Here is a 20337-nt window from a genome sequence, read left to right on the forward strand (position 1 = left end):
TCTTACTTGCTGGCTTTTTTAGATTTCTTTGATTGCTGTTCAATTTGCTCTTCTGTCAGGCTGTCGATGATCACCGTTACATGGTTCGATCTCTTCCTGATGCGGTGTCCCCTGCCTTGTGGGGCCGGGCGCAGGCGCTTCAGCATTTTGCCTTCGTTCACAAAGATCTCTTTTACAAAAAGGTTAGCCTCTTCGATGCGGGCGTCCTCGTTCTTCAGCTGCCAGTTAGACAAGGCTGATAAAAGGAGCTTCTCAAGTCTCTCAGAACCGGAGTTCGGCTCGAACTTCAGTAAGCTAAGGGCTCTTGATACGCTCTTGCCACGGATCAAGCCTGCTACTAATCTCATTTTACGAGGAGAAGTAGGCACGTTATTTAGTTTTGCTACTGCTTCCATGGTTATCGCTTGCCTTTATCTTTTTTAGCAACGTGACCTCTGAAGTTTCTGGTTGGGGCAAACTCACCGAGCTTGTGCCCTACCATGTTCTCCGTCACATATACCGGAATAAATTTATTGCCATTGTGTACTGCGAAGGTATGACCTACGAAGTCCGGGGAAATCATCGATCTGCGCGACCAAGTCTTGATAACAGACTTTTTGCCGGCGTCATTCATTACAGTCACTTTCTTCTCGAGCCTAAAGTCAATGTAAGGCCCTTTTTTTAATGATCTAGCCATTTATTTCTTCTTTCCTCTGTTAACTATAAGCTGTTCAGAATACTTATTCTTGTTTCTGGTCTTGTAACCCTTTGAATACAGACCTGTGCGTGAGCGTGGGTGACCACCTGAAGACTTACCTTCTCCACCACCCATTGGGTGATCGACAGGGTTCATGGCAACACCACGTACGCGTGGGCGCTTGCCTAACCATCTGTTGCGTCCGGCTTTTCCAAGATTCACGTTCATATGGTCAGCATTCGAAACAGTACCAACTGTAGCTGAACAATTCACTAATACCATTCTCAACTCGCCTGAAGGAAGTTTGATTGTAGCGTAACGACCTTCACGGGCTACCAGCTGCGCATAAGATCCTGCGCTGCGGGCTAGGATTGCACCTGCACCAGGCTGTAGCTCGATGTTGTGAATGATAGTACCAAGAGGAATATCAGATAAAGGTAGGCAGTTACCAACCTCTGGGGCTACGCCCGGGCCTGAGGTAACCACAGTGCCTACTTGCAATCCGGCGGGAGCAATGATATATGCTTTCTCGCCGTCAACGTAATGCAGCAGGGCGATACGGGCAGTTCTGTTCGGATCGTACTCGATCGTCTTAACTGTGGCCGGTACGCCAAACTTGGTACGCTTGAAATCGATAACCCGGTATTTCTTCTTGTGCCCACCGCCAGTATAGCGCATGGTCATTTTACCTGAGTCGTTGCGTCCACCAGATTTTTTGATAGGTGCCAACAAAGATTTTTCTGGGGTAGATGCCGTTATCTCATCGAAGGCCGGGGCTACTCTAAATCTTTGACCTGGTGTTGTTGGTCTTAACTTTTTTAAAGCCATTTTAACTTAATTATATACCGCTGTAAAAGTCTATAACGTCACCCTCTTTTAGGGTCACAATTGCTTTCTTGATCAGAGAAGTACGACCGGAAACAGCGCCTGACTTTGTGTACTTAGTCTTCACTTTTCCGAGTGAGCGCATGGTGGCTACTTTCTCCACTGTTACGCCGTACTGCTTCTCGATCTGCTTTCTGATCTCTACTTTATTGGCGTTTTTGTTTACCTCAAAAGCATATTTGCCAACCTCGTTCAGGGCAGCAAATTTTTCAGTGATAATTGGTCTTTTCAGAACGTTCATTATTTCGCGCTAAAGAGGGTTTCTAATACATTTACTGACTCTTCTACCAGCAACAGTTTCTCTGTGTTCAACAGGTCATATGTATTTACATCGCTTGCAGTAGAGATTTTCACTTTCGGCAGGTTACGGCCGGAAAGAACAACGTTCTTATCAGCTGCCGGCAGCAGGATAAGGGTTTTGCCCGTTACCTGCAGGTTATTCAGGATACCCTTGAATGCACTTGTCTTAGGCGCATCCAGGTTGAAGGCTTCCACAAGGGCTACACGGTTGTCGCGTGCCAGCAAAGACAGGGCAGAAAGGCGGGCTGTTCTCTTAAGCTTCTTGTTCAGCTTAAAGCTGTAGTTCCTTGGCTTGGGTCCGAACACACGACCACCACCTACAAACAAAGGTGACTTAATTGATCCGGCCCGGGCACCGCCTGTACCTTTTTGCTTCTTGATCTTCTTGGTAGATCCCGCTACTTCGTTGCGCTCTTTTGATTTATGCGTTCCCTGTCTCTGGTTAGCCAGGTACTGCTTCACGTCAAGATACATTGCATGCTCGTTCGGCTCTAAACCAAACACAGCATCAGAAAGTGTTACCTTTCTGCCTGTATCCTCACCTTTGATATTTAATACAGAAAGCTCCATTTTTATTTCTCAATTAACACGTAAGAATTTTTGGCACCTGGTACAGAGCCACTAACAACCAATAGGTTCCTGTCCGCCACAATGCGCAATACCGTCAAGTTCTCGATCTTAACACGGTTACCGCCCATTCTGCCAGCCATGCGCATCCCTTTGAATACCCTGGATGGCCATGAGCATGCTCCGATGGATCCTGGGTGCCTTGCCCTGTTGTGCTGACCGTGCGTCTGGCCACCAACACCGGCAAAGTTATGGCGCTTCACAACGCCCTGGAAACCCTTGCCTTTTGAGGTCCCAACTACGTCCACGAACTCACCCTCTATGAATAGATTTACATCGATGGTGTCTCCCAGATTAACAGAGATTCCTTCCGTGTTAAACTCAGCTACTTTTTTCTTCGGAGCCGTATTCGCTTTCTTGTAATGTCCGGCTTCTGCCATCGTTACTCTCTTCAGCTTCTTCTCGCCATAGCCAAGCTGTACAGCTTCGTAGCCATCAGTTTCGACTGTCTTCACTTGAGTAACTACACATGGGCCGGCCTGAATAACCGTTACTGGCGTGTATTTACCATCTGCTGTGAAGAGGCTTGTCATTCCGATTTTTTTACCGATAATTCCAGGCATTCAACTTGTTTTTTAAAAGATGGATTATAATATATGGTTTGCCCTCAGTTTTCTAAGGGAGTGCAAAGTTATAAAATAATTTTTTGTTTCAATAACATTCATCTAAATTATTTATGAATCATGCAGTTATAAAAAAAGAGAACTAGTTTCCCGGTTCTCTTTTTTTATATAGTTCTGTAATTTATCAAACTTTGATCTCTACATCCACGCCACTTGGCAACTCCAGTTTCATCAGGGCATCTACTGTCTTAGAGCTTGTAGAGTATATATCTACCAGGCGCTTGTAAGTGCAAAGTTGGAACTGCTCACGCGACTTCTTGTTCACGTGTGGTGAGCGCAGTACAGTGAATTTGTCCTTTTCTGTAGGAAGAGGAATTGGTCCGCTTACAATGGCACCGGTAGCTTTTACAGCTTTAACAATCTTCTCAGAAGATTTGTCAACCAGGTTGTGATCGTAAGACTTAAGCTTTATTCTTATTTTCTGATTCATTATTTTACTACTATTTAGCTGCAGTTCCTTTTAATTTGGCAATGATAGCGTCTGCTAAGTTCTGCGGTACTTGCTCATAATGAGAGAAAGTAAGAGAAGCTGTAGCTCTACCAGAAGTAATCGTACGAAGGTCCGTCACGTAACCGAACAGTTCAGAAAGCGGCACGTCAGCTCGCACCACACTTGCAGTGCCTTTCGTGTCCATTCCTTTCATCAGGCCTCTTCTTCTGTTCAAGTCACCTGTCACCGGTCCTGTGTACTCATCCGGCGTCACCACGTCTACTGACATGATTGGCTCGAGAAGCTTAGGAGCGCACTGCTTTCCTGCTTCTTTGAAACCTTGCCGTGCTGCCAGTTCAAAAGACAGTGCATCAGAGTCCACATCGTGGAATGAGCCATGGAATACGCGCACTTTCATGGAGTCGATCGGGAAGCCGGCAAGAATACCGTTCTTCATCGCTTCTTCAAATCCTTTCTGTATCGCAGGTATGAATTCCTTAGGAATCACACCACCTACAATTGCGTTCTCAAACTCAAGTCCTTGCTTGCCATCCTCACGCGGGCCCATGTTGAACACGATGTCGGCAAACTTACCACGACCACCTGACTGCTTCTTGAACACCTCTCTGTGCTCTACCGTCTTCGTGATGGTCTCTTTGTATGCTACCTGCGGAGCACCCTGGTTCAACTCAACCTTAAACTCGCGCTTCATCCGGTCGATGATGATCTCCAGGTGAAGTTCGCCCATTCCTCTCAGAATAGTCTGACCTGTTTCCTCATCTGTGTTTACCTTCAGCGTAGGGTCTTCCTCGATCAGTTTGGCTATCGCCATACCCATCTTGTCAGAGTCAGCCTGTGTCTTAGGCTCAATCGCATATCCAATTACCGGCTCTGGGAAGTCCATGGATTCAAACACGATCTTATGGCTTTGATCGCATAGTGTGTCTCCGGTTTTGATGTCCTTGAAACCTACTACCGCCGCGATATCACCAGCTGCCAGTCTGTCGATCTGGTTCTGCTTGTTCGCATGCATCTGGAAGATACGGGAGATACGCTCCTTGTTCCCGGAGCGGGTGTTATATATATAGGATCCTGACTCCAGCACACCTGAATAGGCGCGCACAAAGCAAAGGCGCCCTACGTAAGGGTCAGTTGCGATTTTAAAGGCAAGACCTGCAAACGGCTCCGTTTCACTTGGCTTGCGTGCTACTTCAGCACCTGTGTCCGGGTTAATGCCTTTGATGCTTTCCTTGTCCATCGGAGAAGGGCAAAGCGCCATCACATAATCCAGCATGGTCTGCACCCCTTTGTTCTTGAAAGATGAGCCACACAGCATCGGCACAATGGCCATATCTATGGTAGCGGCACGCAGGGCAGCGATGATCTCGTCTTCAGTGATTGACTCCGGATCTTCGAAGTACTTCTCCATCAGTTTCTCATCGTAGTCTGCAACGGCTTCCAGAAGTTTCTCCCTGTATTCAGCAGCTTCTTCTACCATGTCATCCGGGATCGGAATCTCGGTAAAGGTCATGCCCTTATCTTCCTCATTCCAGATAATACCACGGTTGTTCACCAGGTCAACCACTCCTTTGAAGTTGTCTTCCCCTCCAATAGGTAACTGAAGCGCTACGGCGTTGCTGCCCAGCATTTCCTTTACCTGCTTACATACTGCCAGGAAGTCAGCGCCGGAACGGTCCATCTTGTTAACGAATCCGATACGGGCAACTTTGTAGTTGTCAGCCAGGCGCCAGTTTGTCTCTGACTGTGGCTCTACACCGTCTACCGCACTGAACAGGAACACAAGTCCGTCCAACACGCGCAGCGAGCGGTTTACCTCCACTGTAAAGTCAACGTGGCCCGGCGTGTCGATGATGTTGATGTGGTAACTGTTGCCTCTGTATGGCCATGTTACGGTTGTAGCCGCAGAAGTGATGGTAATACCACGCTCCTGCTCCTGCTCCATCCAGTCCATGGTTGCAGCGCCATCATGAACTTCACCAATCTTGTGGCTTACGCCTGCATAATATAATATACGCTCTGTCGTAGTGGTTTTTCCTGCATCAATGTGTGCAGCAATACCAATATTTCGTGTGTATCTTAAGTCTCTTGCCATTCTTAGAATCTAAAGTGTGAGAACGCTTTGTTCGCTTCTGCCATTCTGTGCGTGTCGTCTTTCTTCTTAACGGCGGCACCTTCCCCTTTAGCAGCAGCAACAATCTCTCCTGCTAATCTGTCTTTCATCGTTTTCTCACCTCTCTTGCGAGCATAAGATATCATCCATTTGATACCTAGAGATACTCTGCGGTCCGGACGAACCTCAGTCGGCACTTGGAATGTAGCACCTCCTACCCTACGGCTTTTCACTTCGACGCTTGGCATGACGTTGTTCAACGCCTTCTTCCACATCTCAAGACCGTTTTCTTTTGTTCTTGACTCTACTATTTCTACAGCATCATAGAAGATACCATAGGCAACACTTTTCTTTCCGTCTTCCATCATGTAGTTAACGAAACGTGTTACCAATGTCTCTTTATATTTAGGATCAGGAAGGAGTATTCTACTTTTCGGCTTTGCTTTTCTCATTGTATTAGTACACTATGGATTATTTCTTTTTACCTTTTGTAGCGGCTGGAGCCTGTCCTGGTTTAGGTCTCTTCGCACCGTACTTAGAACGTGACTGAAGACGCCCGCTAACACCGGCAGTGTCCAACGCACCACGCACGATGTGGTAACGCACTCCCGGAAGGTCTTTCACTCGGCCTCCCCTGATCAGCACGATGGAGTGCTCCTGCAGGTTGTGGCCTTCACCCGGGATATAGGCGTTGACTTCTTTACCGTTCGTTAATCTTACCCTGGCAACTTTACGCATGGCAGAGTTTGGCTTCTTAGGCGTTGTGGTATATACTCTTGTACATACCCCACGACGCTGTGGGCATGAATCTAGGGCAGGAGATTTTGATTTTGACGTTAATTTCTCTCTTCCCTTTCTTACTAATTGCTGTATAGTAGGCATTTACAATCTGTTAATTATAGATTTTTCTACTCAAAAATTCGGACTGCAAAGGTATATAAATACACTTGCAAATTCAAAATTTTAATTCATTAATTATTAGCACCTTAGGCTTCCCCTACCGTTCCCCCGAAGTTCATCGGGAAGGACGGGGCCTCCTGTGCATGCTTTATCTCGCCAAAGCTGTCTTCAAACTTTTTGACGTTATCGGCCAGAGCCACCAATAACCTTTTGGCGTGCTCTGGCGTGATAACGACTCTTGACTTGACTTTTGCTTTTGGCAAACCTGGCATCAACCTTATAAAATCAATTACAAATTCGCTGCTGGAGTGCGCAATCATAGCCAGGTTGGCGTATTCGCCCTCCGCTACTTCTTCCGACAACTCAATGCTTATCTGATTTTGTTTTTGCTGATCCTCTGCCATTTTTCAATTTATCTGTTTTGTAACTCCTGCTGTCGCTTGGTAGTCGCTTTTTTAGAGTCTACCAACGCATCGTACTCCTCCTGGCTGCCCACTATCAGTTTCTGGTATTCTCTCAGTCCAGTACCGGCAGGGATCAGGTGGCCCACAATCACGTTTTCTTTCAGACCCAGCAGTTCGTCTGCTTTTCCTTTGATAGCCGCTTCGCTCAGCACCTTCGTCGTTTCCTGGAAGGAGGCCGCGGAGATAAAGCTTTGCGTACCCAGGGAAGCCTGCGTAATACCCTGCAGCGTTGGCCTTGACACGGACGGTGATGCATCGCGCACGGTCACCACTTTCAGGTCGCGGCGCTTCAGGCTGGAGTTCTCGTCACGCAGCCTTCTGGCCGTTACGATCTGTCCTGGCTTCAGGCTTGCAGAGTCACCGGATTCTTCCACCACTTTCATATCGATGATGCGGTCGTTCTCTTCCATGAATGCAATCTTATCCACCACCTGGTTTTCCAGGAAGCTGGTATCTCCCGCATCCACTACGATCACCTTCTGCATCATCTGGCGAACCACAACTTCAATGTGCTTGTCGTTGATCTTCACACCTTGCAGACGGTATACTTCCTGTATCTCATTCACCAGGTATTCCTGAACGGCACCCGGTCCCTGAATATTCAGGATGTCTGACGGCGTGATCGCGCCATCCGACAGCGGCATACCCGCACGCACGAAGTCATTGTCCTGCACGAGGATGTGCTTGGAAAGCGGCACCATGTATTTCTTCTTCACCCCGTCTTTCGACTCAATGTAGATTTCACGGTTACCGCGCTTCACGCTACCATAGGTTACCACCCCGTCAATCTCAGACACAACGGCAGGGTTAGACGGGTTACGCGCCTCGAACAGCTCCGTCACACGCGGCAGACCACCCGTGATGTCACGCGTCTTGCCAATGGCGCGCGGGATCTTCACCAGGATCTGTCCAGCTTTGATCTTCTCGCCGTTCTCCACTGTTAAGTGTGCTCCTACCGGAATGTTATAGCCTTTCGGCTCACCGTTCTTCGGATTCACCAGGATAGCGGGGTTCTGCGTCTTGTCTTTGGTGTCGATGATTACCTTTTCACGGTAGCCCGTCTGCTCATCCGACTCCTCGCGGTACGTGATGCCTTCAATAATGGCCTCGTACGCGATTTCACCGTCAAACTCAGAAAGGATCACCGCATTATATGGATCCCAGTTACAGAGCTGCGCGCCTTTCTCTACCATCTGCCCGTCGTTTACGTGCAGGAACGAGCCGTAAGGAACGTGGTTGCTGATGAGTAGCTTGCCTGTGTTCGGGTCTACAACCCTTACTTCGCCTGAGCGACCCATCACTACTTTCACCGGCTCTCCTTCGTTGTTCACCGTGTCCAGCGAGCGTACATCCTCGAATTCGATCTTACCGCCGAACTTGGCAAGGATGGTGGCATCTACCGCAATGTTAGACGCTGTACCACCCACGTGGAAGGTGCGGAGTGTCAGCTGTGTTCCCGGCTCACCGATGGACTGTGCGGCAATTACACCGACAGCCTCCCCTTTCTGCACCATAAAGCCTGTTGCCAGGTTACGGCCGTAGCACTTGGCGCAGATTCCGCGCTTGGACTCACACGTCAGTACCGAGCGGATCTCCACAAACTCAATGGCTGTTTCCTCGATGGCACGTGCTATTTCTTCTGTGATCTCCGCTCCTGACTCTGCTAGTAGCGCATTGGAAATCGGGTCATATACATCATGCACCGTTACACGGCCCAGAATACGCTCTGACAGCGACTCTACGATATCCTCGTTGTCTTTCAGTGCACTTACTTCCAGCCCTCGCAGCGTACCGCAATCCGTCTCGTTCACGATTACGTCCTGCGACACGTCTACCAGACGTCGGGTCAGGTAACCGGCATCAGCCGTTTTAAGGGCCGTATCAGCAAGACCTTTACGGGCACCGTGTGTCGAGATAAAGTACTCGATTACATCCAGACCTTCCTTAAAATTAGAAAGGATCGGGTTCTCGATAATCTCACCTACGGAGCCTTGCAGTGACTTCTGCGGCTTCGCCATCAGACCTCGCATACCACCCAACTGACGGATCTGCTCTCTGGAACCACGGGCTCCGGAGTGCATCATCATGAAGATGGAGTTAAAGCCCTGGTCGTCGTTCTCCAGGCGGCGCATCAACGTTTCCGTGATCTGGTTGTTGATACGCGTCCATATATCGATAACCTGATTGTAGCGCTCATTGTCCGTGATCAGACCCATAGAGTAGTTCTGCCATACAGCATCCACATCCTTCTTGGCCTGCGCTACCAGGATATCCTTCTCTTTTGGTATCTGGATGTCACCCAGACCCATGGAAAGACCACCTTTGTAGGCAGACTGGAAGCCCAAGGTTTTGATATCGTCCAGGAACTGGGCGGCACGCGCCATACCTGTTTCCTTGAACACGCGGGAGATGATCTGCTGCAGCTTTTTCTTCGTCAACAGTTCATCTATATACCCCACTTCCTCCGGTACAAACTGGTTGAATATCACGCGGCCGGCTACAGTCTCAATGGATTTGTTCACCAGGTCGCCCTGCTCGTTTCGGATAGTTGTTCTTACTTTTATATAGGCCTGCTTCGAAAGACGCCCTTCGTTGATGGCAATGATCACTTCCTCCGGAGAGTAGAAGCTCATGCCTTCCCCTGGTATCTTCTCATTCTCTGTGCTGCGCTTTCCTTTGGACACGTAGTATAAACCAAGTACCATGTCCTGAGAAGGCACCGCAATCGGGGCACCGTTCGCCGGGTTCAGGATGTTGTGCGACGCCAGCATCAGCATCGAGGCTTCCAGTACAGCAGCAGGTCCCAGTGGAACGTGCACCGCCATCTGGTCACCGTCAAAGTCAGCGTTGAAGGCTGTACACACAAGTGGGTGCAGCTGAATCGCTTTTCCCTCGATCAGTTTTGGCTGGAATGCCTGGATACCCAATCGGTGGAGCGTAGGGGCGCGGTTCAGGAGTACCGGGTGGCCTTTCAGCACATTCTCCAGGATATCCCAAACAACCGGGTCCTTGCGGTCTACTATTTTCTTCGCGGACTTCACCGTTTTCACGATGCCTCTTTCGATCAATTTGCGGATGATGAATGGCTTGAAGAGCTCGGCTGCCATGTTCTTCGGCAGGCCACACTCGTGCAGCTTCAGCTCAGGGCCAACCACAATCACCGAACGGCCGGAGTAGTCCACACGCTTACCGAGCAGGTTCTGACGGAAACGCCCCTGCTTACCTTTCAGCATATCAGAAAGTGACTTCAGCGCACGGTTTCCTTCTGCACGGACAGCGTTCACTTTACGTGAGTTGTCGAACAGGGAATCCACCGCTTCCTGCAGCATGCGCTTCTCGTTACGGAGAATTACTTCAGGGGCCTTGATCTCGATCAGACGCTTCAGACGGTTGTTCCGGATAATTACGCGTCGGTACAGGTCGTTCAGGTCAGAGGTAGCGAAACGGCCACCATCCAACGGAACAAGCGGACGAAGTTCCGGCGGTATAACAGGCACCATGCGGATGATCATCCACTCGGGTCTGTTCTCAATGCGTGTTGCAGCATCACGGAATGCTTCTACCACGCGCAAACGCTTCAACGCTTCAGCCTTACGCTGCTGTGAGGTCTCGTGTGCGGCGGCATGGCGCAGTTCGTATGACAGGTCATCTAAATTAGTGCGCTCCAGCAGCATTTGCAGCGCCTCGGCCCCCATCTTCGCAATGAACTTGTTCGGGTCGTTGTTATCCAACACCTGGTTCTCGCGCGGAAGCTTGTCAATCATATCCAGGTACTCATCCTCGGTCAGGAAGTCCAGTGTGTTCACACCGTCTTCTGCCAGAATACCAGGCTGGATTACTGCATATCGTTCGTAATAGATAATCTGGTCGAGCTTCTTGGTTGGCAGGCCCAGCAGATATCCAATTTTGTTCGGAAGTGATTTGAAGTACCAGATATGCGCCACCGGAACCACCAGCTCGATATGGCCCATGCGCTCGCGGCGCACTTTTTTCTCGGTCACCTCCACGCCACAACGGTCGCAGATGATGCCCTTATATCTGATTCTCTTATATTTTCCGCAGTGGCATTCCCAATCCTTCACAGGTCCGAATATTCTCTCGCAGAATAAACCGCCCATTTCCGGCTTGTAAGTTCTATAGTTAATGGTCTCAGGCTTTGTCACCTCTCCGTTGGAACGCTCCAGAATGGATTCCGGGGAAGCCAAAGAGATCGTTACTTTTGAGAAGTCCTGAGAAAGCTTTTTATTTTTCGCAAATGCCATATTATATTATAATAATGTCAGTACAATGAATTTGCATTACAGCTACACCAGCTTAAAGTGCGCTAAGCGCTTCGGCTTCTGCCTCCGCGCTTAGCTCTTACTTTATTACTCCAGCGTGATTTCCAGCGCCAGACCTCTTAGTTCGTGAATCAATACGTTGAACGATTCCGGGATATTTGGCTTTGGCAACACGTCGCCCTTCACGATTGCCTCGTAGGCTTTCGCGCGGCCAATCACGTCATCTGACTTTACTGTAAGTATTTCCTGCAGTACGTTTGAAGCACCGAATGCCTCCAGTGCCCACACCTCCATCTCACCGAAACGCTGGCCACCGAACTGGGCTTTACCGCCCAATGGCTGCTGCGTGATGAGTGAGTAAGGTCCGATGGAACGGGCGTGCATCTTATCATCCACCAGGTGACCCAGTTTCAGCATATAAATCACTCCCACTGTCACTGGCTGGTCGAATCTGTCACCGGACAAGCCGTCGAACAGGTAAGATCGCCCGAATACCGGAAGACCGGCCTCGGCCAGTTCAGCAGAAACCTGCTCTTCCGTGGCTCCGTCGAAAATCGGCGTCGCATATGTTCTGCCCAATTTCAGACCGGCCCATCCAAGTACTGTCTCATATATCTGGCCGATGTTCATCCTCGAAGGCACACCCAGCGGGTTCAGCACGATGTCCATCGGGGTTCCGTCCTCCAGGAACGGCATGTCCTCCTCACGGACGATTCTGGCTACCACACCTTTGTTACCGTGGCGGCCTGCCATCTTATCACCCACTTTCAGCTTGCGCTTCTTGGCTATATATACTTTGGCAAGCTGCACAATACCGGCCGGCAACTCGTCTCCTACCTCCAGCGTGAAACGCTCACGCTTGAAGTGTGCCGATACGATGTTGCGGCGCTTGTTGTAGTTCTTCACAAGCTCCACCAGCATGCTGTTCGTTTTCTCGTCAGCTGTCCAGTTCTCCAGGATCAGGTCCTTGAACATATTCACTTCTTCCGGAACAGCGTAATTGCTTTCGTCCTTGTAAGGGTTCTTCTCGGGGAACAGCGCCTCGATGATGTTCTTTCTCGAGAACTTTGATCCTTTCGTCAGAATCTCATCACCGAATTTGTGTTTTACTCCCTGTGAAGTTTTGCCTTCGAGCAAAGCCACGAGTTTCTCAGCCATCACGTTCTTGATGTTGATGAGCTCCTTGCTGTACTTTACCTTCAGCTCTTCTACCTCTTTCTTAGACTTAGCCCGCAGGTTCTTGTCCTTCTTAGGGCGCGAGAACAGCTTTGTCTCGATCACCACGCCATTGAGTGAGGGCGGCGCCTTAAGCGAGGCGTCTTTCACATCACCGGCTTTGTCTCCAAAGATGGCACGCAGCAGTTTTTCCTCCGGCGTCGGGTCCGTCTCACCCTTCGGCGTGATCTTACCGATCAGGATGTCTCCTTCCTTCACCTCGGCACCGATGCGGATTATCCCGTTCTCATCCAGGTTTCGTACCGCTTCCTCGCTCACGTTCGGGATTTCAGAAGTCAATTCCTCCTCACCGCGCTTCGTCTCACGCACTTCCAGTTCAAACTCCTCGATGTGGATAGACGTGAACACATCGTCACGCACTACTTTCTCGGAGATAACGATGGCATCCTCGAAGTTATATCCCTGCCATGGCATGAACGCCACCTGCAGGTTACGACCAAGGGCCAGTTCACCGTTGTTGGTGGCATAACCTTCGCAAAGCGGCTGGCCTTTTGTTACCCGCTGCCCTTTCTTCACGATTGGGGAGAGGTTGATGCAGGTATCCTGGTTCGTTCTCCTGAACTTGATCAGTTTATAGTCAACATACTCGGCGTTGAAGGAAACAAGTTTCTCATCCTCGCTCAGGTCATATTTCACAACGATCTTGGTGGAGTCAACAAAGTCAATCACACCTTCGCCTTCGGCAATCACAAGTGCTCTTGAGTCAATTGCTGCTCTTCTTTCCAGACCGGTACCTACAATCGGAGCCTGCGGCTTCAGAAGCGGAACCGCCTGGCGCTGCATGTTCGAACCCATCAGGGCACGGTTGGCATCATCGTGCTCCAGGAATGGAATCATAGAGGCCGCCACCGATACAATCTGGTTCGGGGCCACGTCCATATAGGTATAGGTGCCTGGCTCTTCTACCGGGAAGTCACCTTCAAAACGGCCTTTCACACGCTCGTTCAGGAAGTTACCGTTGTCATCGATCAGGGCGTTTGCCTGTGCGATGTGGTGGGTGTCTTCTTCCTCGGCAGTCAGGTATTCAACAGTACCGTCTACTACTACTTTACCTTCAATTACCTTTCTGTAAGGCGTCTCGATAAAGCCCATGTGGTTCACGCGGGCGTGTACACACAGCGAAGAAATCAAACCAATATTCGGACCTTCCGGTGTCTCAATAGTACACAGTCGGCCGTAGTGCGTGTAGTGAACGTCTCGTACCTCGAAACCGGCACGCTCTCTTGACAGACCGCCTGGCCCCAGAGCTGATACACGACGCTTGTGCGTCACTTCAGCCAGCGGGTTCGTCTGGTCCATAAACTGAGACAGCTGGTTTGTGCCGAAGAACGAGTTGATCACCGAAGAAAGCGTGCGCGCGTTGATCAAATCAACCGGCTTGAAGTCTTCGTTGTCGCGCACGTTCATACGCTCTTTGATGGTGCGGGCCATACGGGCCAGACCAACACCGAACTGTGCGTAAAGCTGCTCGCCCACCGTTCTGACACGGCGGTTGCTCAGGTGGTCAATGTCATCCACGACCGCCTTCGAGTTGATCAGACCAATCAGGTACTTCACGATGAGCACAATGTCCTCGTTCGTCAGCACCTTCGCATCCCAGTTCGTGTCAAGACCAAGCTTTTTGTTGATCCTGTAACGGCCAACTTCGCCCAGGTCATAGCGCTTGTCAGAGAAGAACAGCTTCTGGATGATATCACGGGCTGTCTCAACATCCGGTGCCTCTGTGTTCCGCAGCTGGCGGTAGATCTGCTCTACTGCTTCCTGCTCCGAGTTGGAGTTGTCTTTCTGAAGCGTGTTATATATGATCGCGTAATCAGCGATGTTCACGTTCTCGCGGTGCAGAATAATGGATTTCACGCCTGAGTCCACGATAACATCGATGTCATCCGCCGAAATCTCGGAGTCACGCTCAAGGATTACCTCGTTCCGGTCAATTGAAACTACTTCACCGGTGTCCTCGTCCACGAAATCCTCAGTCCATGTTCTCAGCACGCGTGCAGCAAGCTTTCTTCCGATCGCGTCTTTCAGTGTTTTCTTATCAGCAGGCACTTCTTCTGAAAGCCCGAACAGGTCCAGGATGTCCTTGTCCGTACCGTAGCCAATAGCGCGCAGCAGCGTTGTAACCGGGAATTTCTTCTTACGGTCGATGTACGCGTACATCACGTTGTTCACGTCCGTTGCAAACTCTACCCATGAACCCTTAAAAGGAATAATCCTGGCAGAATACAGCTTCGTGCCGTTTGTGTGCTTGCTCTGTGCAAAGAACACACCCGGAGACCGGTGCAACTGCGATACGATGACACGCTCGGCGCCATTGATCACGAAAGAGCCTTTCTCCGTCATATAGGGGATGTTCCCCAGAAACACTTCCTGCTCAATTGTCTCAAAGTCCTCGTTGTCCTCATCGTTGCAGATCAGGCGAAGCTTTGCTTTAAGCGGTACGGAGTATGTCAAACCCCTGTCGATGCTTTCATCCACAGAGTATTTAGGAGGGTCTATATGGTAGTCGATAAACTCCAGCACGAAGTTCTCTCTCGAGTCTGATATAGGGAAGTTCTCGGCGAATACCTTGAACAAACCTTCCTGAGCCCTATTCTCCGCTGGGGTCTCCAACTGAAAGAAGTCCTGAAATGACTGAAGCTGAACATCTAAGAAGTCAGGATAGTCAATGACCGGATTAATAGAGGCGAAATTAATTCGCTCTGTCGTTCTATTGTTAGCCAAAGCCTTGGAATTTTAGTTAGTAATCAAATATTATACACACAGAGTCCAAAACAACTGTGGGCAAAAAAAGGATCCAAGAAAACTTGAACCCATGTACAAACAGGAAAAGACCTGACGAAACTGCCAGGTCTACCTGTTATCGGTATGTTGAGGTTGTGGGATTATTTAACCTCCACTTCAGCACCAGCTTCTTCCAAAGATTTCTTCAGTGAGTCTGCCTCGTCCTTCGATACACCTTCTTTCAGTGCCTTCGGAGCGCCATCAACTAATTCTTTCGCTTCTTTCAGACCAAGACCAGTTAACTCTTTTACCAGTTTCACAACTGCTAACTTAGAGGCACCTGCTGCCTTCAGGACTACATCAAAAGAAGTTTTTTCTTCTGCAGCGGCTCCTGCTTCGGCGCCACCACCACCTGCTACCATCATTGGGGCTGCAGCAGCTGGCTCGATACCGTACTCGTCCTTCAGAATAGTAGCTAGTTCACTAACTTCCTTAACAGTTAAGTTTACTAACTGCTCAGCGAATGCTTTCAAATCTGCCATTTTTTATTGAAATTAAAAGTTACTTATTGATTACGTTTTTAGATTATTCTTTTTCCGATAAGGTTTTCAGGATACCGGCCAACTTACCACCGCTGCTCTGAAGCGCAGAAACAACGTTCTTCGCAGGAGACTGTAGTAAACTGATAATGTCACCGATGAGTTCAGCCTTAGACTTAACATTAGAGAGTGCCTCCAATTGGTTTTCGCCTATATATAAACCTGCATCAATGTATGCACCTTTCAGGAGGGGCAGCGTATTGCCTTTCTTTCTGAAATCTTTGATGAGTTTTGCAGGGGCATTGCCTGACTCCGCAGAGAACAGGATACCGGAAGCGCCTTTCAAAACACCTTCAAGTGCAGTTGTGTCAGCCTCAAGCGTTTCAAGTGCTTTTTGGATGAGTGTGTTCTTGTATACTTTGTACTCAAGACCGCGGTCAAAGCACATTCTCCTGAACTGGTTGATGCTGGCTACGCTCATGGTAGAAGCATCTGTTATGTAGAAGTAGTTCGTATTGGCGAACTTCTCGCTCAGTTCATTTACGATTATCTCTTTTTCTTCCCTGGTCATGTTATTAGATTGTTGCGTTCTTGTCAACGATTACGCCCGGGCTCATCGTGCTTGACATGGTAATGCTTCTGATATATGTGCCCTTAGCGGAAGCAGGCTTCAAACGGTTCAGCGTCTGGATTACCTCAGCCGCGTTTGCAGCCAGCTGCTCAGCAGAGAAAGATGACTTACCTACACTGGTGTGGATGATACCGAACTTGTCGACTTTGAAGTCGATTTTACCGGCTTTCACTTCTTTCACCGCTTTGGCAACATCCTGCGTCACTGTACCGGACTTCGGGTTTGGCATCAGGTTACGCGGTCCCAGGATTCTACCCAAACGTCCTACTTTGGCCATTACGGCAGGCATCGTGATGATCACGTCCACGTCTGTCCATCCCTTCTCGATTTTCTGGATATAGTCATCCAAACCTACAAAGTCTGCACCGGCATCCTTCGCTTCCTGCTCTTTGTCAGGGGTTACGAGCGCAAGCACTTTCACATCCTTACCTGTGCCGTGCGGCAGCGTAACGATACCACGCACCATCTGATCTGCCTTGCGGGGATCTACCCCCAGGCGCACATCTATGTCTACAGATGCATCAAATTTGGTGAAGGTAATGTCCTTTACTACTGAAGCGGCATCTGTTAAAGAATACTCTTTTGTCAGGTCAGCCTTTTCTAAAGCAGCTTTCCTCTTTTTTGAAATCTTCGCCATTTGTCCTTTAACTTATTATGCGTTCCACGGAGCATTGCCAGAGACGGTGATGCCCATGCTTCTTGCAGTGCCTGCTACTTGTTTCATAGCAGCCTCCACTTTAAAAGCGTTCAAATCTGGCATCTTGATCTCAGCAATTTCCCTGATCTGGTCCCACGTCACAGATCCTACTTTATTTCTGTTCGGCTCTTTTGAACCGCCCTTGATTTTAGCAGCATCTAATAACAATACAGGAGCAGGTGGCGTTTTGATAACAAAATCAAAAGACTTGTCTGTATAGATTGTGATTAGTACTGGTAACACCTGTCCGGGCTTATCCTGGGTTCTTGCGTTAAACTGCTTGCAAAACTCCATGATGTTAAGTCCTTTAGAACCAAGTGCAGGTCCAATCGGTGGCGATGGGTTCGCGGCACCTCCCTTTACCTGAATTTTCAGATAACCTTTTATTTCCTTTGCCATTATATAATTTTACTACGATTCTTTCTCTACCTGCATATAGTTCAGCTCCACCGGCGTATTCCGCCCGAAGATCTTCACCATTACGTTGAGCTTCTTACGCTCTTCAAACACTTCTTCCACTGTGCCGGAGAAGCCACTGAACGGACCGTCCATCACTTTCACTGTCTCGCCCACAACAAACGGCGTATCCAGCACCTCCGCCTGCTCTTCTGCCTCGTCTACGGTACCCAGTATCCTGTTTACCTCCGACTGGCGCAGCGGAACCGCTTTTTTGCTTGCTGAGCCGTCATTTGTCCCCAGGAAACCGATTACACCCGGGGTACTGATGATGATGTGCTCTGCCTCACCGTGGGACAGGTCGGCATGTATCAGCACATAGCCCGGGAAGAAGCTGCGCTCCCTGATCCTTTTTTTCCCGCCCCGCATTTCATATACCTTCTCGGCTGGGATCAGCACCTGCGGCACATACTCCCCGAGGCCCTGTCGCATGATCTCATTCTCCAGGTAAGCTTTCGCCTTTTTCTCCTGGCCACTCACGGCGCGTACTACATACCACTTTAAATCAGCCATGCTCCTAATTTAAAACTGGTTGTAAAACCATGTCAGGCCGGAATCAAAAACAAAATCCATGGCACCAACCACCAGCGCGAATATCAAAGAACCTATCAATACCAGCACAGAACTTCTCTGCAATTCTGCATAAGTAGGCCAAGAGACTTTGTCTCTCATTTCCTCAACTGTATCGTTTATATAGGTTGTTACTTTGCTCATCGCTTCGCTTTACTGAGGGTGAAAAAATTGCACGGGTGGAGAGACTCGAACTCCCAGCCAATGGTTTTGGAGACCACTACTCTACCAATTGAGCTACACCCGTAAAAAAATGCACGCCATCTTTTTCAAATGGAGTGCAAATTTATTTAAATTAATTATGATATCAAACCCATTCCCGAAAAACTTTCCGAGAACGGGGTTGATTCATAGATTATTAGTCAAGGATTTCAGTTACCTGGCCGGCACCTACTGTTCTACCACCCTCACGGATCGCAAAACGAAGGCCTTTCTCCATGGCTACTTTGTTGATCAGCTTCACGGTGATGGTGATGTTATCACCTGGCATTACCATTTCTACGCCTTCTGGCAGATGGATCTCACCTGTAACGTCAGTGGTTCTCAGGTAGAACTGTGGACGGTACTTGTTGAAGAATGGCGTGTGACGGCCACCTTCTTCCTTGGAAAGAACGTATACCTCAGCCTTGAACTCTTGGTGCGGCTTCACTGAACCAGGCTTGCAGATAACCATACCACGACGGATATCGGTTTTCTCAATACCACGCAGCAACAGACCTACGTTGTCACCAGCCTCGCCTCTGTCGAGGATCTTACGGAACATTTCCACACCCGTAACAACTGACTTCAGGTTCTCAGCACCCATACCCAAGATATCAACCTGCTCGCCAGAGTTGATCACACCGCGCTCGATACGGCCAGTAGCAACTGTACCACGACCCGTGATGGAGAACACGTCCTCAACCGGCATCAGGAATGGAAGATCAGTTAAACGAGCTGGAATTGGAATAAAGCTATCAACAGCAGCCATCAGCTCTTCGATAGTTTTAACCCACTTCTCGTCGCCATTCAGGCCACCAAGGGCAGAACCCTGAATTACAGGGATATTATCGCCGTCGAAATCATAGAAAGAAAGCAGTTCACGGATTTCCATCTCCACAAGCTCAAGAAGCTCAGGATCATCCACCATGTCCACTTTGTTCATGAACACAACCAACTGAGGAACACCTACCTGGCGGGCAAGCAGAATGTGCTCGCGCGTCTGCGGCATCGGGCCGTCAGTAGCAGCAACCACCAGGATAGCACCGTCCATCTGGGCAGCACCCGTAACCATGTTCTTCACATAGTCAGCGTGGCCCGGGCAGTCTACGTGTGCATAGTGACGGTTTTCTGTAGCGTATTCTACGTGTGATGTATTGATAGTAATACCTCTTTCTTTTTCTTCAGGAGCGTTGTCAATTGAAGAGAAGTCACGAAGCTTAGCAAGACCTTTTTTAGCCAGCACAGTCGTGATAGCAGCAGTCAAAGTAGTTTTGCCGTGGTCAACGTGACCAATAGTACCGATATTTACGTGCGGTTTGGAACGGTCAAATGTTTCTTTAGCCATTGTATGATATTAAATTAAGGTTAAAACGTTTAAGTTTATGTCGCGCTTTTTAATTACACGTAACGGACTTTGAGCCAACGATGGGAATTGAACCCACGACCTCTTCCTTACCAAGGAAGCACTCTACCCCTGAGCTACGTCGGCTTCTAAGTTCACCAGAGAATTACAACCCTATTTACAGTAAAAAGGAAGCTCATCTGCATGAATTTCCTTCTCCAGTTAATCCGTAAATTAATAAGTCGCAATCTCTTACTTAAGTGAGCGGGAGACGAGGGTCGAACTCGCGGCCTATAGCTTGGAAGGCTATCGCTCTACCAACTGAGCTACTCCCGCTTCTTTACTTTCGATATAACTGATTGAGTGAATAAAGGATCACAAACACTGCTTCACTCGTCCAGTTATTCGCTTATTATTGCATTAAACAGTGGGGAGAGCAGGATTCGAACCTGCGAAAGCTTACGCTAACGGAGTTACAGTCCGTTCCATTTGGCCGCTCTGGAATCTCCCCGATTTTTACCGACCTGAAATAAATCAGTAAAACTTTCCCTAAATCCGCCTGGCTCTGAAGCCCCGCTTGTTCTAAAGAGATGCAAAATTAAGCCCTTTTTCTTTCCAGTCAAAT

20 protein-coding genes and 4 tRNA genes are annotated in these 20337 nt (G+C 49.0%); all 24 read right to left on the bottom strand.

Annotation, left to right across the window (positions count from 1 at the left end):
* Positions 1-2: 2 nt before the first annotated feature.
* The 24 genes from rplV to ABD920_RS11865 all read right to left on the bottom strand — a co-directional run bounded on the left by rplV (position 3) and on the right by ABD920_RS11865 (position 20223).
* Positions 3-395, bottom strand: a complete 393-nt coding sequence (gene rplV / locus ABD920_RS11750) for a 50S ribosomal protein L22 (RefSeq protein WP_345159210.1) — start codon at positions 393-395, stop codon at positions 3-5.
* A gap of 2 nt (positions 396-397) precedes the next feature.
* Positions 398-676 carry a 30S ribosomal protein S19 gene (gene rpsS, locus ABD920_RS11755; protein ID WP_345159211.1) on the bottom strand — a complete coding sequence of 93 codons (279 nt, stop codon included), beginning with the start codon at positions 674-676 and terminating at the stop codon, positions 398-400.
* Complete coding sequence (gene rplB / locus ABD920_RS11760) at positions 677-1504, bottom strand: 50S ribosomal protein L2 (RefSeq protein WP_345159212.1); 828 nt, start codon at positions 1502-1504, stop codon at positions 677-679. It abuts the gene before it with no gap.
* 10 nt (positions 1505-1514) lie between these two features.
* Positions 1515-1802 (bottom strand): 50S ribosomal protein L23, encoded by a 288-nt coding sequence (gene rplW, locus ABD920_RS11765; protein WP_345159213.1) that lies wholly within the window; start codon positions 1800-1802, stop codon positions 1515-1517.
* Positions 1802-2431 carry a 50S ribosomal protein L4 gene (gene rplD / locus ABD920_RS11770; protein ID WP_345159214.1) on the bottom strand — a complete coding sequence of 210 codons (630 nt, stop codon included), beginning with the start codon at positions 2429-2431 and terminating at the stop codon, positions 1802-1804. Before rplD ends, rplW begins: the two co-directional genes overlap by 1 nt.
* A 2-nt stretch (positions 2432-2433) precedes the next feature.
* On the bottom strand, positions 2434-3051 hold the full coding sequence (gene rplC, locus ABD920_RS11775; protein WP_345159215.1) for a 50S ribosomal protein L3: 618 nt from the start codon (positions 3049-3051) through the stop codon (positions 2434-2436).
* A gap of 184 nt (positions 3052-3235) precedes the next feature.
* Positions 3236-3541 (bottom strand): 30S ribosomal protein S10, encoded by a 306-nt coding sequence (gene rpsJ, locus ABD920_RS11780; protein WP_007654312.1) that lies wholly within the window; start codon positions 3539-3541, stop codon positions 3236-3238.
* Positions 3542-3551: 10 nt separating this feature from the next.
* The gene (fusA, locus tag ABD920_RS11785; protein WP_345159220.1) at positions 3552-5654 is read right to left on the bottom strand and encodes an elongation factor G; all 2103 of its coding nucleotides are present in this window, start codon (positions 5652-5654) and stop codon (positions 3552-3554) included.
* Positions 5655-5656: 2 nt separating this feature from the next.
* A complete protein-coding gene (rpsG, locus tag ABD920_RS11790) occupies positions 5657-6124 on the bottom strand; it encodes a 30S ribosomal protein S7 (RefSeq protein ID WP_161889989.1) in 468 nt (155 codons plus the stop codon).
* Positions 6125-6143: 19 nt separating this feature from the next.
* Positions 6144-6554, bottom strand: coding sequence for a 30S ribosomal protein S12 (rpsL, locus tag ABD920_RS11795; protein WP_345159223.1), 411 nt, complete (start codon positions 6552-6554; stop codon positions 6144-6146).
* Between the two features lie 104 nt (positions 6555-6658).
* Complete coding sequence (locus tag ABD920_RS11800) at positions 6659-6976, bottom strand: DUF3467 domain-containing protein (RefSeq protein ID WP_345159225.1); 318 nt, start codon at positions 6974-6976, stop codon at positions 6659-6661.
* An 8-nt stretch (positions 6977-6984) separates the two neighbouring features.
* Positions 6985-11298: a DNA-directed RNA polymerase subunit beta' gene (rpoC, locus tag ABD920_RS11805; protein ID WP_345159227.1), complete on the bottom strand. Its 4314-nt coding sequence runs from the start codon at positions 11296-11298 to the stop codon at positions 6985-6987.
* Positions 11299-11403: 105 nt separating this feature from the next.
* Positions 11404-15276 carry a DNA-directed RNA polymerase subunit beta gene (rpoB, locus tag ABD920_RS11810; protein ID WP_345159228.1) on the bottom strand — a complete coding sequence of 1291 codons (3873 nt, stop codon included), beginning with the start codon at positions 15274-15276 and terminating at the stop codon, positions 11404-11406.
* 161 nt (positions 15277-15437) lie between these two features.
* Entirely contained in the window at positions 15438-15818 is a 381-nt protein-coding gene (gene rplL / locus ABD920_RS11815; RefSeq protein ID WP_345159230.1) for a 50S ribosomal protein L7/L12, read from the bottom strand.
* Positions 15819-15861: 43 nt separating this feature from the next.
* Positions 15862-16386: a 50S ribosomal protein L10 gene (gene rplJ / locus ABD920_RS11820; RefSeq protein WP_345159231.1), complete on the bottom strand. Its 525-nt coding sequence runs from the start codon at positions 16384-16386 to the stop codon at positions 15862-15864.
* A 4-nt stretch (positions 16387-16390) separates the two neighbouring features.
* Entirely contained in the window at positions 16391-17083 is a 693-nt protein-coding gene (rplA, locus tag ABD920_RS11825; protein ID WP_345159232.1) for a 50S ribosomal protein L1, read from the bottom strand.
* A gap of 15 nt (positions 17084-17098) precedes the next feature.
* On the bottom strand, positions 17099-17542 hold the full coding sequence (gene rplK, locus ABD920_RS11830) for a 50S ribosomal protein L11 (protein ID WP_345159234.1): 444 nt from the start codon (positions 17540-17542) through the stop codon (positions 17099-17101).
* A 12-nt stretch (positions 17543-17554) separates the two neighbouring features.
* On the bottom strand, positions 17555-18112 hold the full coding sequence (nusG, locus tag ABD920_RS11835) for a transcription termination/antitermination protein NusG (RefSeq protein ID WP_345159236.1): 558 nt from the start codon (positions 18110-18112) through the stop codon (positions 17555-17557).
* Positions 18113-18121: 9 nt separating this feature from the next.
* Entirely contained in the window at positions 18122-18313 is a 192-nt protein-coding gene (gene secE / locus ABD920_RS11840; protein ID WP_345159238.1) for a preprotein translocase subunit SecE, read from the bottom strand.
* Between the two features lie 30 nt (positions 18314-18343).
* A tRNA-Trp gene (locus tag ABD920_RS11845) sits at positions 18344-18416 on the bottom strand.
* Between the two features lie 111 nt (positions 18417-18527).
* Entirely contained in the window at positions 18528-19715 is a 1188-nt protein-coding gene (tuf, locus tag ABD920_RS11850; protein ID WP_345159240.1) for an elongation factor Tu, read from the bottom strand.
* 72 nt (positions 19716-19787) lie between these two features.
* Positions 19788-19859 (bottom strand) — tRNA-Thr (locus ABD920_RS11855).
* A gap of 116 nt (positions 19860-19975) precedes the next feature.
* Positions 19976-20048 (bottom strand) — tRNA-Gly (locus ABD920_RS11860).
* Positions 20049-20140: 92 nt separating this feature from the next.
* Positions 20141-20223 (bottom strand) — tRNA-Tyr (locus ABD920_RS11865).
* Positions 20224-20337 lie beyond the last annotated feature (114 nt).

Source organism: Pontibacter saemangeumensis (genome assembly GCF_039541895.1).
Taxonomy (GTDB): domain Bacteria; phylum Bacteroidota; class Bacteroidia; order Cytophagales; family Hymenobacteraceae; genus Pontibacter; species Pontibacter saemangeumensis.